The following is a 16267-nucleotide window of genomic DNA, read 5'->3' on the forward strand; positions in this document are numbered from 1 at the left end:
GTCAGAGCCTCTCGATGATCGTGACGTTGGCCTGTCCGCCGCCCTCGCACATGGTCTGCAGGCCGTAACGGCCGCCGGTGCGTTCCAGTTCGTGTAGCAGCGAGGTCATCAAGCGCGCACCGGTGCACCCGATTGGGTGTCCCAGGGCTATTGCCCCGCCGTTGACGTTGACGAGCGCGGGGTCGGCTTCGAGCTCCGCCTGCCAGGCGAGCACTACGGGCGCGAATGCCTCATTGATTTCCACCAGGTCGATGTCGTCGATCGTCAACCCGGTTCGCTTGAGTGCGTGCCGGGTGGCCGGGATAGGGGCGGTCAGCATCATTACCGGATCGGCGCCGCGCACCGACATGTGATGGATGCGCGCGCGGGGTGTCAGCCCGAATCGGTCGACCGCGTCCTGTGATGCGATCAGCAGCGCCGCGGCGCCGTCGGAGATTTGGCTTGCCACGGCCGCGGTCAATACCCCACCCTCGACCAGGGTGGGCAGCTTGGCCATCTTTTCCAACGAGGTGTCCGGTCGCGGCCCCTCGTCCACGGTGACATCCGCGTGAGCGATGATTTCCCGCTCGAATCGGCCTTCGGCGATTGCGGCCAGAGCGCGTTGGTGGCTGCTCAGCGCGAAGTTCTCATTGTCCTGCCGGGTGAGGTTCCACTGGCTGGCGATCATCTCCGCCCCGCGGAATTGGGAGATCTCCTGGGTGCCGTACCGGGCCTCCCAGCCGCGGCATCCAGTCCACGGATCGCCGGCCCCAAACGGCTCGCCCGCGGCGAACGCACTCAAAATCGGGTACTGGCTCATCTTTTGCACTCCGCCCGCGACGATCAGGTCGGAAGTGCCGCTCATCACCGCTTGCGCGGCGAAATGTACTGCCTGTTGCGCCGATCCGCACTGTCGATCGATAGTCACGCCGGGAACCGATTCGGGCAGGCCGGCCGCCAGCGCCGCCGTGCGCGCGATATCCCCCGCCTGCGAACCGATGTTGTCCAGGCAACCGAGGATCACGTCGTCGATGGCTTCGGGATCCAGGTCGTGTCGATTGACGACGGTCCGAATGACACTGGCGGCCATGTCGGCCGGGTGCTCCTGGGCGAATCCACCGCCGCGCTTGCCGACCGCCGTGCGAACCGCATCAACAATATAAGCTTCAGTCACCGGAAGAATTTAACACAGAATCAAAAATCTCAGCCACCCGCTCCGAGGTGGAGGCCCGGTGTCAGCGTTTGGTAGCCGCTGTGCGCGCCTTCCTGGTGCCGCGGGAGCGGGATTCGGGACGCGCGGACAGGCCGTTGCGGACCAGGGATTGGGCGTTGGAGACGATGCCGTCGACGGAGTCGCGGCGTGGGTCGCGCCACTCGGCCGCCCAGTTCAGCGCTCCGAGGACCAACAGCTGCGCGTAGCGGGGGTCAAGGTCGGCCCTGATCTCCCCGTCGGCCATCGCATTCTCGAATAGTCGGCGCCACACCCGTCCATAGCTGGTTTCCTCTTTGAGCTGTCGGGTGCGCAGGTGCTGTGGGATCTGTCCGGAGTTGCGGATCGAGGCGGTGGCGTAGTCGGAGATCTCGAGCTCGTGCCGCAGGTGGGCTTCCACCGCGGTCATGATCCGATCCAGCGGCGAGGTTTCCGGCGGCAGATCGTTGAGGGCCTCCTGTACGTGTTTGCGCAGTTCGGCGACGCCGCAGTACATGACCTCTTCGATGAGCTCTTCGCGGGACGCGAAGTAGTAGTAGATCGCCGGTGCCTGTATCTCGGCGTGTTCGGCGACATCCGAGAGCCTCGTCCCGGCAAACCCTTTCGCGCTCAGGACGTGCGCTGCCGCATCTAGGATGCGGGCTCGGGTGCGGGCGGATTTGGATTCGCTATCGGTCATAGCTCCGCTTTTGGACGCCTCGGCAGATTTTATAGGCACCGTTAAAGGATATCGTAGGGGCGGTCCGCGGCCCGATTTCAGTGCAAGAGGGGGCGTCGGAGTGGCGGCCACGTCCGTTTCAACGGTCGACCCGTCAGCCAATCTGCAACGAGGTGCATCGGCTCGTCGATCGAAGCCAGGTATTGAATCTTAGTTAAAAAGTGGGTAGTGTCGGCGATCACATCGAGCCGCGCCGATCTGCGTCGCTCGACCCGGGGGGGTCATGAATATCACGTTGGATGGGCCGCAGGGCGGACTTGGGCGACGGGCGTATCAGTCGCCGGGTCTGGCGCGCGGGTGACGCATGTCTTGGAGTGCAGGATGAGAGCCCGAAGAAGAACCGTCCTGCGCGCCATCCTTCTACTGGTGTTCGGCCTGTGCGTGTGGAACGCGGCGCAGGCCCGGGCCGCGACCGCGGAGTCTGCGACGGCACCGTTAGCTGCGCATGGCTCCACGATTCTCGTCGCCTTTCCGGTCAGCAAATGTCACACGGACGTCAACGGCGTAGGTGCGCCTTAACGGGAGGAATTCGCATGGGTACGGCTATCAAGGTTGAGGGTCTTACCAAGTCCTTCGGATCCCAGCGGATCTGGGAAGACGTCACGTTGGACATCCCGCCGGGGGAGGTCAGCGTCCTCCTGGGACCGTCGGGTACCGGCAAATCGGTGTTCCTGAAATCCCTCATCGGTCTGCTGCGCCCGGAGCGCGGCTCGATCATGATCGACGGCACCGACATCCTCAAGTGCTCGGCGATGCAGCTCTACGAGATCCGCACGCTGTTCGGCGTCATGTTCCAGGACGGCGCGCTGTTCGGTTCGATGAACATCTTCGACAACACCGCGTTCCCGCTGCGCGAGCACACCAAGAAGAGCGAAAGCGAGATCCGTGACATCGTCATGGAGAAGCTGACCCTGGTGGGCCTCGGCGGCGACGAGAAGAAGATGCCCGGCGAGATCTCCGGTGGTATGCGCAAGCGCGCCGGCCTGGCCCGCTCGTTGGTTCTCGACCCGCAGATCATCCTGTGCGACGAGCCCGACTCCGGTCTGGACCCGGTTCGCACCGCGTATCTGAGCCAGCTGATCCTCGACATCAACGCCCAGACCGACGCGACCATCCTGATCGTCACGCACAACATCAACATCGCCCGGACCGTGCCGGACAACATGGGCATGTTGTTCCGGCGCAAGCTGGTCATGTTCGGGCCGCGCGAAGTGCTGCTGACCAGCGACGAGCCCGTCGTGCGGCAGTTCCTCAACGGCCGGCGCATCGGGCCGATCGGCATGTCCGAGGAAAAGGACGAGGCCACCATCGCCGAGGAACAGGCTCACCTGGAAGCCGGGCACCGTGACGGTGGAGTCGACGAGATCGAGGGGGTGCCCCCGCAGATCACCGCGACGCCGGGCATGCCCGAGCGCAAGGGCATCGCGCGGCGTCAGGCCCGGGTCCGCGAGATGTTGCACACGCTGCCCACCAAGGCCCAGGCGGCCATCCTCGACGACCTGGAAGGCGCCCGCCAGTATCCGGAACTCGAGCTCGCCGACGAGAACGGCGACGGACGCCACCGCGCCGACGAGGCGCCCACCGAAAGCATCCTGGCTGACTATCGGTAGTGGCGCCGAGGTCTGACTAAGGATCCCGCGTGCTAAACAAGTCGTTCGCCGCGCTGCTCGGTCGGTTCGTGGACCGCCTCGGCCGTGCGACGGGACGCCACAGGGAAATCCACGGGGCGCGAGGCCGGGCATTTGGTGTCGCCATCATCGTTCCGATGGTATTCGCGAGCGCCGTGAGCGCCACGAATCCTCGATTGCCCATGCCTACCCCGGCACCGCGCGGTGTGATGATCACTGCGGTGGCCGCGGTGGCACGCGCCTCCGGTGATTCATCGGGGCCGCAGGTGATCGCAATGGTGGGTCAGCCCAGCGCGTTCCATGTTGCGGAGGCGACGGTGTCGGTTCCCCCGCCGACCGCCGTTGTGAATTCGCCTGGCGCCTTGGGTATTCCGTCGATGGCGCTGGCCGCCTACCGTAACGCCGAGCAAATGATGGCCCGCTCCGATCCCGGCTGCGGGATCGGCTGGAGTCTATTGGCCGGCATCGGGCGCATCGAATCTGGACACGCCAACGGCGGTGCGACGGACGGCCGTGGCACGGTCGTCCAACCGATTTACGGCCCCGCCCTGGACGGCACGCTGCCTGGGAACGAGATCATCGCGGAAACCGATCTGGTTGGTCGCGTCAGCTACGCGCGCGCAGTGGGTCCGATGCAGTTCCTACCCGCTACCTGGGCGCGGTACGCCTCCGACGGCGACGGCGACGGGGTGGCCGATCCACAGAACCTGTACGACTCGACGCTGGCGGCCGCTCGCTATCTGTGTAGCGGTGGCCTGAACTTGCGAGAGCCGTCCCAGGTGTTGGCGGCGATCCTGCGCTACAACAACTCGATGTCGTATGCCCAGAATGTGCTTGGCTGGGCCGCGGCGTATGCCACCGGCGTGGTTCCGGTGGACCTGCCGTCGCTGACCGGCCCAGCGCCGCCACTCGGCGACTTGCATCTGGAGAACCCGGAGGGGCTGGGTCCGGGGCTGCCGCTCAACGTGCACGGTTTGCAATCCACTGATCCGCTGGCACAGACGCCGCTGGTCGACCTCAATCGGCCGGGGACCGGCGATCAGCTTCCCAGTTGCACAGTGATCTGCATTGGCTCGTGAGGTCCGTCGCCTGACCATGAATCGACGGCATAGATTACCCCTATGCGCGCTGTTCGCCTCTTCAATGTGCTCCTGACGATCCTCACAGCGGGGCTGCTGTGGGCAGCGCCCGCCGCCGCCCAACCGCCGTCCAAGCTCACCGACCACATCACCGACAACACCGGGGCGCTGAGCGACTCGGGCCGCGCGGCGGTCAGCTCGGCCATCGACCGGCTCTACCGCGACCGGCACATCCAGCTGTGGGTGGTCTACGTCGACAACTTCTCCAGGATCAGGGCCGACAACTGGGCGAACCAGACCCGCAGCGCCACCGGCATGGGCGACCACGACGCGCTGCTGGCCGTGGCCACGAACACCAAGCTCTACCTGTTCGACGTGCCGGGTCTGCCGGTGGCGGACCTAAACGCGCTGCGCAGCAACCAAATTGATCCGGCGGTCAATGCCAAGGAGTGGAGCATCGCCGCGGTCGCCGCGGCCGACGGGCTGGACAAATCGGCAAGCCCGGCCACCTCGCCGAAGCGCAGCTGGGTGCCCATCGCGATCGCGATCGCCGTCGTCGTCGCGGTCGTCGTGCTGCTGGTGGTCGTTTTCGTGCTCTATCGGCGTCGTCGTCGGCGGCGGCGCGCCGCGCGTGGCGGCGGTCAGGTGAGCCTCGAAGCGCGCTCGCCGGCACACGCGTTGTCCACCGCGGACGACAGATTGCGTCAAATCTCCGATTATGTGGCCCGGCATCGCCAGAGCATCGGTATCGAGGCCCAGCGCCGGTTCGAAGAGGCGAGACAGCATCTGGAAGCAGCGCACGGCAACGAAGCAACGAACGAACCCGACGCGATTGCCTACGCCAACCGGGCGTCGACGCTCGCCGCTCAGGCGCAAACCCTGGCCAACGCCGACGTCCAAGCAGCACACCGCACGCCACGACGTCGAGGGACTACGTCCGCGCGATGATCGGTGAGACCTGGCCGATATTGTCGTGGCCTTGTCCTTGCCGAGATACCGCCCGTCGGGTGAGCATCGACATATGGACATGACTCTGCGCGCGGCAGCCGTCCAGTTGGACGCCGTCCTCGCCGACGTCGGCGCCAACCTCGCCGCGGTCGAGCGCCTGGTCGATGAAGCCGCAGCCGCCGGCGCAACAGTGATCGCCCTGCCGGAGTTCTTCACCACCGGCATCGGCTTTCTGCCGGAACTCGCCGATGCCGCGCTACCGCCAAACGGCCAGGCCACCGACCTGTTGCTGAGCCTGGCCCGACGCCACGGCGCCATGATCGGCGGGTCGTTCTTGGCCAGGGACACCGACGGGCACGTGCGCAACGCCTACCTGCTGGTGACGGCGGAGGGCGTGGTGGGTCGGCACGACAAGGACCTGCCCACCATGTGGGAGAACTCGTTCTACATCGGCGGCCGCGACGACGGCGTGATCCCGGCCGGCGCGCTCACGGTGGGCGTCGCCATGTGCTGGGAGCTCATGCGCACGCAGACGGTGCACCGGCTCCGCGGGCGCATTGACCTGGCGATGACGGGATCGGGCTGGTGGTCGGTTCCGGACTGGCACCCGTCGGCCGTCTTCCGCTGGATGGAAACCCGCAACTCCGCAACCGCCCGGCGAGCAGCCGAGTCCTTCGCCGGCTACGTCGGCGCGCCAGTGCTGCACGCCGCACACGCCGGCGCACTGCGATGCCGGATGCCTTGGCTGCCAATCGATTACAGCGGTCGCTTCGAGGGTGGAACCATGATTGTCGGCGGCGACGGCGTGGTACTCGCCAGCCGTGACAAACACCAGGGTGAGGGCGTCGTCGTCGCTGATATCGACGTGGGCCGTTGCGCACCGAAAGCGCAACCGCCGGAAGGCTTTTGGCTGCATCGGCGCGGACTCCTCCCGTCCTCCGCATGGCATTACCAGCGGCTGCACGGTAGGCGCTTTTACCGCCGTCACGTCGCCCGCGAATCCGATGCGGGCCGATGTGCCGACAGCGCAGTTCACGGCTAACCCTCGCTTGAACATTTATGTCCGCGCCGGACGTGTCACGGGTCAGCGCCAGCAGCCGGTGAACATTTCTTGGTTGCATGATGGGACGCGCGATTCGCGTGTTAACGGCACGAAAATTGTGAGCCCGGGATTATGTCGCCGCGGCGGCTCGCTGCGGTAGCGGTTTCCGCCGATTGGGCCATCCAGCAGCGTGTTTTCCTCGTCGTGGGCAACATCGCGACGCGGCTCACGTCGCCGAATATGACCGCGGTGTTAACCCGAGCGCACAACCGTCCCAGGGCGTCGGTGCGATCTTTTGAGCGGTCAAAAACCTCCCCTACGCTCGGTAAATGACCGCGCGATAGGCCCCATTCGAGAGGAGGCGCCATGGTCGATCTCAACGCGAATCGCCAGACCGCCGCCGACGCCTTGCTCGGATTCAGCAAATACTTTCACCGGGGCGAGATCTCGGCGGATCACCGCGCGCTACACAAGGTTGGTGGCCGGTCGGCGGACGACTTCTACCGGGATCGCTGGGCGCACGACAAGGTCGTGCGCTCGACGCACGGCGTGAACTGCACCGGCTCGTGCTCGTGGAAGATCTACGTCAAGGACGGCGTCATCACCTGGGAGTCCCAGCAGACCGACTACCCCTCGGTCGGCGCCGACAAGCCCGAATACGAGCCGCGCGGCTGCCCGCGCGGTGCCTCGTTTTCGTGGTACACGTATTCGCCTGCCCGCGTGCGCTACCCGTACGTGCGCGGCGTGCTGCTGGAGTACTACCGCGAAGCCAAGGCGCGACTCAACGACCCCGTGCTGGCGTGGGCCGACATCGTGGACGATCCGGAAAAGGCCGCCCGCTACAAGGCCGCCCGCGGCAAGGGCGGGTTTGTCCGGGCCGAGTGGTGGGAGGCCGCGGAGATCGCGGCCGCGGCGCACGTGCACACGATCAAGAAGTACGGCCCCGACCGGGTGGCCGGCTTCTCGCCGATACCGGCGATGTCGATGGTCAGCCATGCCGTTGGAGCACGGTTCATTTCGCTGATCGGCGGGTCGATGCTGTCGTTCTACGACTGGTACGCCGACCTTCCGGTGGCCTCGCCGCAGGTGTTCGGCGACCAGACCGACGTCCCCGAATCGGCCGACTGGTTCGACGCCGGCTACCTGATCATGTGGGGCTCCAACGTCCCGGTCACCCGGACGCCCGACGCGCACTACATGACCGAGGCGCGCTATCGCGGCCAAAAGGTGATCGTGGTCTCGCCCGACTACGCGGACAACACCAAGTTCGCCGACGAATGGCTGCCGGCACGGCCCGGAACCGACGCCGCGCTGGCGATGTCGATGGGCCACGTGATCCTCAAGGAATTCTTCGTCGACCGGACCACCCCCTACTTCTCCGACTACGTGAAGAAGTACACCGATCTGCCTTTCCTGGTCACGCTGACCGAGCGCGACGGCGCCTGGCTGCCCGGAAAGTTCCTCACGGCAGCCGACCTCGGCGACACGAGCGAAGGCGCCTCGTCCAAAACCGTGCTACTCGACGCACAGGCCAACCCGGTGGTGCCGAACGGCTCGCTCGGGCATCGGTTCACCGCATCGGGCGAGGGCAACTGGAACCTCGACCTGCGCGCCGTCGACCCGCTGCTGACGCTGCACGGCGCCGACAGCGATGCGGCCGCCGTGACGCTGCCCCGGTTCGACAGCACCCGCCCGGGCGTGCTGACCCGCGGTGTGCCGACGAAGACCATTGCCGGGCAGCGGGTTACGACCGTGTTTGACCTGTTGCTCGCGCAATACGGCGTGTACCGCGACGGCCTGCCCGGTGAGTGGCCCATGCACTACGGCGACGCGAGCCAGCCGTACACCCCGGCCTGGCAGGAGCCGATCACCGGGGTGTCGGCCAAGGCCGCCGAACGGATCGCGCGCGAATTCGCCGACAACGCGGAGCGTTCGGGTGGCCGGTCGATGATCTTGATGGGAGCCGGGACCAATCACTGGTTCCACTCCGATCAGATCTATCGTTCATTCCTCACGCTGGTGATGCTGACCGGTTGCCAGGGTGTCAACGGCGGCGGCTGGGCGCACTACGTCGGGCAGGAGAAGTGCCGACCGGTCACGGGTTGGTCCACACTGGCTTTCGGGCTGGATTGGCAGCGGCCGGCCCGACAGATGCAGGGGACGGTCTTCTGGTACCTGTCGACCGATCAGTGGCGCTACGACCGGTTCACCTCCGAGGTGATGGCGTCCCCGACGGCCGAGGGCCGGTTCGCGGGCCGGACGGCGGCCGACAACATCGCGCTGGCGAGCCGGCTGGGCTGGATGCCCAGCTATCCGACGTTCAACCGCAACCCGCTGGATCTGGCAGACGAGGCCGAACGCCTGGGCAAGGACGCGGCGACGCACGTCGTAGACGGGCTGAGGTCCGGCCACCTCCAATTCGCCTGCGAGGACCCGGACGCGCCGGAGAATTTCCCACGCTGCCTGACGGTGTGGCGGTCGAACCTGCTCGGCTCGTCGGCCAAGGGCAACGAGTACTTCCTCAAACACCTGCTCGGCACCGACTCCAGCGTCGCCGCCCGTGACGAGGACGCCGTACGCCCGCAAGAGGTCCGCTGGCGCGACGAGGCACCGATCGGCAAGCTGGACCTGTTGCTGTCGCTGGACTTTCGCAACACCAGCACCACGCTGTTCTCCGACATCGTGTTGCCCGCGGCGACCTGGTACGAAAAGCACGACCTGTCCAGCACTGACATGCACCCGTTCGTGCACGCCTTCTCGCCGGCGATCTCACCGCCGTGGGAGACCAAGACGGACTTCGAGGCATTCCACCGAATCGCGCGCGGGTTCTCCTGGCTGGCCGACAAGCACCTCGGCAAGCGCAAAGACATCGTGGCGATGCCGCTGCAGCACGACAGCGCCGACGCCACCGCCCAGCCGGGTGGGCGCGTGCTGGACTGGAAAGCCGGCGAATGCGAACCCATTCCGGGCAAGACGATGCCACGCCTGGTCATGGTCGAACGCGACTACTCGGCGGTCGCGGAGAAGATGGCGGCGCTGGGGCCGATGGTGGAAACCGTCGGCCTGACCACCAAGGGCGTGACGACGCACCCTGACGCGGAGGTCGAATACCTGCGCGGCGTCAACGGCACGGTGGTGAGCGGCATGGCCGTCGGGCGGCCGTCGCTGGCCAAGGACATCCACGCCGCCGAGGCCATCCTCGCGCTGTCCGGCACCACGAATGGGCGGCTCGCGGTCGAGGGCTTCGAGGCGCTGCAGCGGCGCACCGGCATCGAGCTCGCCGACCTCGCGAAGGAGAACGAGGGACGGCGAATCACCTTCGCCGACACGCAGTCCCGTCCGGTGCCGGTGAACACCTCGCCGGAGTGGTCCGGTTCGGAGACCGGGGGGCGACGGTACTCGCCGTTCACCATCAACACCGAGCGGCTCAAGCCGTGGCACACGCTGACGGGCCGGCAGCACTTCTACCTCGATCACGACTGGATGGGCGAGCTGGGGGAGCAGTTGCCGATCTTCCGGCCACCGCTGGACATGACGGCGCTGTTCGACGAGCCGGCGGTCGGCGACACGAGCGGCGGGATCACCGTGCGGTACCTGACGCCGCACTCCAAGTGGTCCATCCACTCGGCCTACCAGGACAACCTGCACATGCTCACGCTTTCCCGTGGCGGGCAGGCGATTTGGATATCCGACGTGGACGCGGCGAAGATCGGCGTCCAGGACAACGACTGGATCGAATGCACCAACCGCAACGGGGTGGTGAACGCGCGCGCGATCGTCAGCCACCGGATGCCCGAGGGCCTGGTGTTCATGTACCACGCGCAGGACAAGGCGGTCGACGTGCCGCGCACCGAGAAGACCGGCAAGCGCGGCGGCATCCACAACGCCCTCACCCGGATCATGATCAAGCCGTCACACCTGATCGGGGGCTACGCCCAGCAGTCCTTCGCGCTGAACTACCACGGTCCCACCGGAAACCAGCGCGACGAGGTCACCACGATCAGGCGGCGCTCGCAGGAAGTGGAGTACTGACACATGAGAGTCATGGCTCAGCTCGCGATGGTGATGAACCTCGACAAATGCATCGGATGTCACACCTGCAGCGTCACCTGCAAGCAGGCCTGGACCAACCGCGGCGGCGTCGAGTACGTCTGGTTCAACAACGTCGAAACCCGCCCCGGACAGGGATATCCGCGCCAGTACCAGGACCAAGAGAAGTGGAAGGGCGGCTGGACGCTCAACAAGCGCGGCAGGCTGACGCTCAAGTCGGGCTCGCGGTTGAAGCGCCTGCTCAACATCTTCGCCAACCCCGACCTGCCGACCGTGTCGGACTACTACGACCCGTGGACCTACGACTACGAGAACCTGCTGTCCGCGCCGGCGATGGACACCACGCCGGTGGCCCGTCCCAAGTCACTGATCACCGGCCAGGACACCAAGGTGACCTGGGGCGCGAACTGGGATGACGACCTGGGCGGGGGACCGGAGCAGATCGGCCGGGATCCGCTGCTGGCCAAGGTGTCCGACAAGGTGAAGCTCGAGTTCGAGCAGACCTTCATGTTCTACCTGCCGCGCATCTGCGAACACTGCCTGAACCCCTCGTGCGCCGCGTCCTGCCCGTCCGGCGCGATCTACAAGCGCAGCGAGGACGGCATCGTGCTGGTCGATCAGGACCGCTGCCGCGGATGGCGGCAATGCGTCACCGGCTGCCCCTACAAGAAGATCTACTTCAACCACAAGACCGGCAAGGCCGAGAAGTGCACGTTCTGCTACCCGCGGGTCGAGGTGGGCATTCCGACCGTGTGCTCGGAGACCTGCGTCGGCCGGTTGCGCTACATCGGGGTGCTGCTCTACGACGCCGACGCGGTGGCCGCCGCGGCGTCGGTGCCCGACGAAAAGGACCTCTATCCCGCGCAACTCGGCGTGTTCCTCAACCCGCACGATCCCCGGGTCGTCGCCGAGGCCGAGCGCGCCGGCATCTCCGGTGAATGGATCCAGGCCGCCCAGAATTCGCCGGTCTATCGCCTGATCGTCGACTATCAGGTGGCGCTGCCATTGCATCCGGAGTACCGCACGATGCCGATGGTCTGGTATGTCCCGCCGCTGTCCCCGGTGGTCGACGTACTCGCCGAGACCGGCCACGACGGCGAGAACCGCAACAACCTGTTCGGCGCCATCGACGCTCTGCGCATCCCGATCGAGTATCTGGCCGAGCTGTTCACCGCCGGCGACGTCGGGCCGGTTCGCGCTGCGCTGCAACGGCTTGCGGCGATGCGCTCGTACATGCGGGCGGCGAACCTGGGCGAGGAATTCGACGACTCGATCCCGGAGTCGGTGCGGCTGAAGGGCGAAGAGATCGAAGCGATGTACCGGCTGCTGGCCATTGCCAAATATGCCGACCGCTACGTGATTCCCAACGGCGCGGGATCCGATGCGCACCGCCTCGATGCGCTCGCGACCGGGTGCAGCCTCGACGGCGACGGCGGGCCCGGCATGACAGCGTTCGACGCGATGGCCGAGAAGTTCCATCTCACCAACGGCAACGGCAACGGCAGCAACGGCAACGGCGGCAAGCCGGTCAACCTGCTCAACTGGGACGGCCGCAGCACCGACGGGTTGGTGCCGACAAAGTGAAGATGCTGACCCTCACCCGCAGGCCGGCCAACCCGGCGGGCCTGTCCGAGCGCGACCGGCGCCTGGTGTGGCGCATCGCCGCCCTGCTGCTGGACTACCCGAGCGAAACCATGCTCGCGATGACCGACCAACTCATCACGGCCGCAGCAGAATTGCCCGACTCGGTGGGCGAGCCGCTGCTGCACGTTCTGCACGAGCTGCGCGGCGGCCACCCGATGCAGCTCGCCGCGCGGTACGTCGAAACCTTCGACATGCGCCGGCGCGCCAGCCTGCACCTGACGTACTACGCGTACGGCGACACCCGCAAGCGAGGCATGGCGCTGCTGCGGTTCAAGCACGCCTACCGCCAGGCGGGTCTGCGGCTCGGCGACGGCGAGCTTCCCGACTTCCTGCCGCTGGTCCTCGAATTCGCCGCCACGATCGATCAGCTGCAGGGCGAACGGCTGCTCGGCGAGCACGTCCCGGTGCTCGAACTGCTGCGACTGTCCTTGGCGGACACCGGCTCCGCGTACGCCCCGGTGCTGGCGGCGGTCCTTGCGACGCTGCCGCCGATCAGCACCGCGGATCGGCGCCGCATCGCCGAGCTGGCCGCGGAGGGTCCCCCCGAGGAAGAGGTCGGGTTGGAACCGTTCGCGATGGACCCGATGCTCTCGGGCGGCCGGCGATGAACACCGTGTTGTGGATGACCGTTCCGTATGTCGCGTTCACGTCGTTTCTGCTCGGGCACGTCTGGCGTTACCGCACCGATCAGTTCGGTTGGACCACACGGTCTTCGCAGAGCTACGAGAGCCGGCTGCTGCGAATGGGGAGCCCGCTGTTTCACTTCGGCCTGCTCGGCGTGGTCGGCGGTCACGTCGTCGGCCTGCTCATCCCCGAATCGTGGACGTCGGCGGTCGGGGTCTCGGAGTTCTTCTACCACGTGATGGCCGTCACGATGGGCTCGCTCGCGGGCTTCGCGGTCGTCACGGGAACGGGAATCCTGCTGTACCGGCGCGTCACGGTGCCCGCGGTGCGCAAGGCGACGACCCGCAGCGACAAGCTGATGTACCTGCTGCTGGTGGGGGCGCTGGCGACCGGGATGCTCAACACGCTGACCAACGTGTTCGCCGCCTACAACTACCGCGACACGGTGTCACCGTGGTTCCGCAGCCTGTTTTCGCTGCATCCGGCGATGGAATTGATGGCCGGCGCGCCGTGGACCTTTCAGCTTCATGTGCTGATTGTCGTTGCGCTGCTTGGCATCTGGCCTTATACGCGGCTGGTGCACATGTTCAGCGCCCCCATCGGCTACCTGACGCGCCCATACCTGGTTTATCGCAGCCGGGACCCGCAAAAGGCGTCCGCCAACCGCTACGCGAGAGCGTGGGCCGCGCCCGAAGCCCCGCCCGCGCGTAGCCGCTGGGTATGACGCGATCCGGCATCTAACTCACAGCGCTTCAGGGCCGGTTTGTGAGCGGCTTGTAGCAAGCAGGTCATCGCGGGCAAGCCTTGCCGCAACAACATTTTCGTACCGTTCACGCATGCGCCAACACACCATTGATCATTGGGACGCCGAAGACGTCGACGCGTGGAACAACGGCGGGGCGAAGATCGCGCGCCGCAACCTGATCTGGTCCATCTTCGCCGAGCACGTCGGGTTCTCGGTCTGGTCGATCTGGTCGGTGATGGTCCTTTTCATGCCGCAGAACGTGTACCACATCGACGCCGCCGGAAAGTTCTTTCTGGTCGCGATGCCCACGCTGGTCGGAGCGATCCTGCGCCTGCCCTACACGTTCGCGACCGCAACGTTCGGCGGCCGAAACTGGACCGTGTTCTCCGCGATGGTGCTCGTGATCCCAACGGTATTGACGCTGTACTTCATGGCCCACCCCGGCACGTCGTACACGACGTTCATGGTCGTGGCGGCCGTCGCGGGGTTGGGCGGGGGCAACTTCGCGTCGTCGATGACCAACATCAATGCCTTCTATCCGCAGCGCCTCAAGGGCTGGGCGTTGGGCCTGAACGCCGGTGGCGGAAACATCGGCGTCGCGATGATCCAGGTCGTCGGGCTGCTGGTAATCGCGACCGCTGGTAACCGTTCCCCGCACTTGGTGTGCGCGGTGTATTTGGTGCTGTTGTCGGTCGCCGCGGTCGGCGCCGCGCTGTTTATGGACAATCTGACCAACCAGCGCACCAACGGCCGCTCGATGATCGACGTGATGGCATACCGCGACTCGTGGCTGATCGCCGTGCTCTACATCGGCACGTTCGGATCGTTCATCGGCTTCTCGTTCGCGTTCGGCCAGGTCTTGCAAATCAGCTTCCTGGCCAACCTGAGTCACGGCGCAAAGGTGACCCCGGCGATGACGGCGCACGCGGCGCTACACGCCGCGCAGATCGCGTTCATCGGGCCGCTGCTGGGCTCGATCGTGCGGCCGGTCGGCGGATGGCTGTCCGACCGCGTCGGCGGAAGCAAGGTCACGCTGTACACGTTCGCCACGATGATCGCGGCCGCCGGCTGGCTGGTGGCGTTCGGTGGGATGGCCGACGCCAAACATCGCGCCCCGTCCGGCGGCGTACTGCTCGCCTACGTCGTCGGGTTCGTCGCGCTGTTCATCCTGTCCGGAATCGGAAACGGCTCGGTATACAAGATGATCCCGTCGATCTTCGACGCCAAGGCGCAGAGCAACGACGGCCTCGACCCGGCCGAGAAGGCCGACTGGTCGCGCCGGATGTCGGGCGCGCTGATCGGGATCGCCGGCGCCATCGGCGCGCTCGGCGGCGTCGGCATCAATGTCGTGCTGCGGGCGTCCTACCTGTCACCGGCGAAATCCGCGACGACGGCGTTCTGGGTCTTCCTGGGCTTCTACGTGTTGTGCGCGGTGATCACGTGGTTCGCCTACGTGCGCACGCCCGCTACGCGGCGCGCGGCGAAGGCCGCGGTGGCCGCCGAAGCGCTCGCTCCGGCGGCGTGATACCGGCGCCGTTGGGAATCAACGGGATTCGAGGCGTCACGTCGGCAAGAACGGCCTGATCGGGTCCATCCAGATCGGCGAGAGCAGCACCGGATCAGTCCAGGCCGGCCACAGCAGCGCCGGGTTCGCTCCCGGCGGCGGCCAGTTGTTGTCGTTGGCGTAGGCCCATACCTCCCACGGGTTGTCGTAGTACGACGCCGTCTCGACCAGGCTGAACCAGTCCAGGTTCGGGTGGGTCAACCAGTAACCCGTCCCCACAAAGTAGCCGCCGACCGCCCAAGCGGCGTAACTGGTTTGGAAGAGCGGGCCGAAGATCCTGCTCTGCCAGACGTGGACCTCTTCGTGGTTGACCATGACGTCATCGGCACCCGGCCCGGTCCCCAGGTGGGTGGTGACGTTGCCCATCGTGGTGGCGAAGCCGGGCAGCCCGATGCCGCCGCGGTACACGTGGGAACCCACGAGCGCGCTGAACGCGGAATCGTAGCCGCCGGCGTTCGGCGTCAACGCATTGAGCGCTTGCACGCCGTAGCCCAGCGCCGTGCCCTCGAAGCCCCACGTGTAATCCAGCAGAAACGCGGCCCAACCGCGCCAGTCACGGAAGTTGTAGATCCCGAATTCGCGCTGGACGAGCTGGTTCAGGTCGCTGATCGCCGCGTCGGCCACGCCCGTCCCGGCCGCACTGCCGGTGCCGACCAACGGGCGGCCCAACAACGCCTCGGCGGAAGCGTTGACCGCACCCAGCAACGACGCGCTCGCCTCCTCCGCGCCCGCATACGAGCCTGCCGCCGAGGTAAGAGCCTGCACGAACTGCTGTTGAAACGCGACGACCCGGGCGCTGAGCGCCTGATACTGCTGCCCGTAGCCGGAGAATAGGGCCGCCACCGCCTGCGAGACCTCATCGGCAGCGGCCGCCGCCATCCCCGTCGTCGGGACGGCGACCGCCAGATGCGCCGCGTTCACCGCTGCGCCGATGCTCTCCAGATCCGTGGCGGCCGACGTCAACAACTCCGGGGCCACCACCAGAAGCGACACGTTTCCTCCTCATCCCTGTTGCCGATGAAGCGTATTCACGTCT

General features: G+C 66.4%; 11 protein-coding genes and 1 pseudogene. 9 read left to right on the plus strand and 3 right to left on the minus strand.

Annotated features, from left to right (window positions below):
- Nucleotide 1: 1 nt before the first annotated feature.
- Complete coding sequence (locus tag AC5Y7V_RS23595) at nt 2–1153, minus strand: acetyl-CoA C-acetyltransferase (protein WP_499882452.1); 1152 nt, start codon at nt 1151–1153, stop codon at nt 2–4.
- A gap of 61 nt (nt 1154–1214) precedes the next feature.
- Nucleotides 1215–1868 carry a TetR/AcrR family transcriptional regulator gene (locus tag AC5Y7V_RS23600; protein ID WP_499882453.1) on the minus strand — a complete coding sequence of 218 codons (654 nt, stop codon included), beginning with the start codon at nt 1866–1868 and terminating at the stop codon, nt 1215–1217.
- A 572-nt stretch (nt 1869–2440) separates the two neighbouring features.
- On the opposite strand from AC5Y7V_RS23600, the gene AC5Y7V_RS23605 reads away from it, so the two are divergent.
- From AC5Y7V_RS23605 to AC5Y7V_RS23645, 9 genes and pseudogenes are all read left to right on the plus strand, one after another.
- Nucleotides 2441–3517 (plus strand): ABC transporter ATP-binding protein, encoded by a 1077-nt coding sequence (locus AC5Y7V_RS23605; protein ID WP_499882454.1) that lies wholly within the window; start codon nt 2441–2443, stop codon nt 3515–3517.
- 143 nt (nt 3518–3660) lie between these two features.
- Nucleotides 3661–4611 (plus strand): annotated as a pseudogene (locus AC5Y7V_RS23610) (lytic transglycosylase domain-containing protein); the annotation flags it as partial.
- A gap of 45 nt (nt 4612–4656) precedes the next feature.
- Nucleotides 4657–5562 carry a TPM domain-containing protein gene (locus tag AC5Y7V_RS23615; RefSeq protein ID WP_499882455.1) on the plus strand — a complete coding sequence of 302 codons (906 nt, stop codon included), beginning with the start codon at nt 4657–4659 and terminating at the stop codon, nt 5560–5562.
- A gap of 73 nt (nt 5563–5635) precedes the next feature.
- The gene (locus tag AC5Y7V_RS23620; RefSeq protein ID WP_499882456.1) at nt 5636–6604 is read left to right on the plus strand and encodes a carbon-nitrogen hydrolase family protein; all 969 of its coding nucleotides are present in this window, start codon (nt 5636–5638) and stop codon (nt 6602–6604) included.
- Between the two features lie 366 nt (nt 6605–6970).
- Nucleotides 6971–10636: a nitrate reductase subunit alpha gene (locus tag AC5Y7V_RS23625; protein ID WP_499882457.1), complete on the plus strand. Its 3666-nt coding sequence runs from the start codon at nt 6971–6973 to the stop codon at nt 10634–10636.
- Between the two features lie 12 nt (nt 10637–10648).
- The gene (gene narH / locus AC5Y7V_RS23630; RefSeq protein WP_499882458.1) at nt 10649–12238 is read left to right on the plus strand and encodes a nitrate reductase subunit beta; all 1590 of its coding nucleotides are present in this window, start codon (nt 10649–10651) and stop codon (nt 12236–12238) included.
- Nucleotides 12235–12906: a nitrate reductase molybdenum cofactor assembly chaperone gene (gene narJ / locus AC5Y7V_RS23635; RefSeq protein ID WP_499882459.1), complete on the plus strand. Its 672-nt coding sequence runs from the start codon at nt 12235–12237 to the stop codon at nt 12904–12906. Before narH ends, narJ begins: the two co-directional genes overlap by 4 nt.
- Nucleotides 12903–13646 carry a respiratory nitrate reductase subunit gamma gene (gene narI, locus AC5Y7V_RS23640; protein ID WP_499882460.1) on the plus strand — a complete coding sequence of 248 codons (744 nt, stop codon included), beginning with the start codon at nt 12903–12905 and terminating at the stop codon, nt 13644–13646. Before narJ ends, narI begins: the two co-directional genes overlap by 4 nt.
- 112 nt (nt 13647–13758) lie before the next feature.
- Nucleotides 13759–15192, plus strand: a complete 1434-nt coding sequence (locus tag AC5Y7V_RS23645) for a nitrate/nitrite transporter (protein ID WP_499882461.1) — start codon at nt 13759–13761, stop codon at nt 15190–15192.
- A gap of 36 nt (nt 15193–15228) precedes the next feature.
- On the opposite strand, the gene AC5Y7V_RS23650 is transcribed toward AC5Y7V_RS23645, so the two are convergent.
- A complete protein-coding gene (locus tag AC5Y7V_RS23650) occupies nt 15229–16224 on the minus strand; it encodes a PE family protein (protein ID WP_499882462.1) in 996 nt (331 codons plus the stop codon).
- Nucleotides 16225–16267 lie beyond the last annotated feature (43 nt).

The organism is Mycobacterium sp. NGS34, assembly GCF_059812845.1.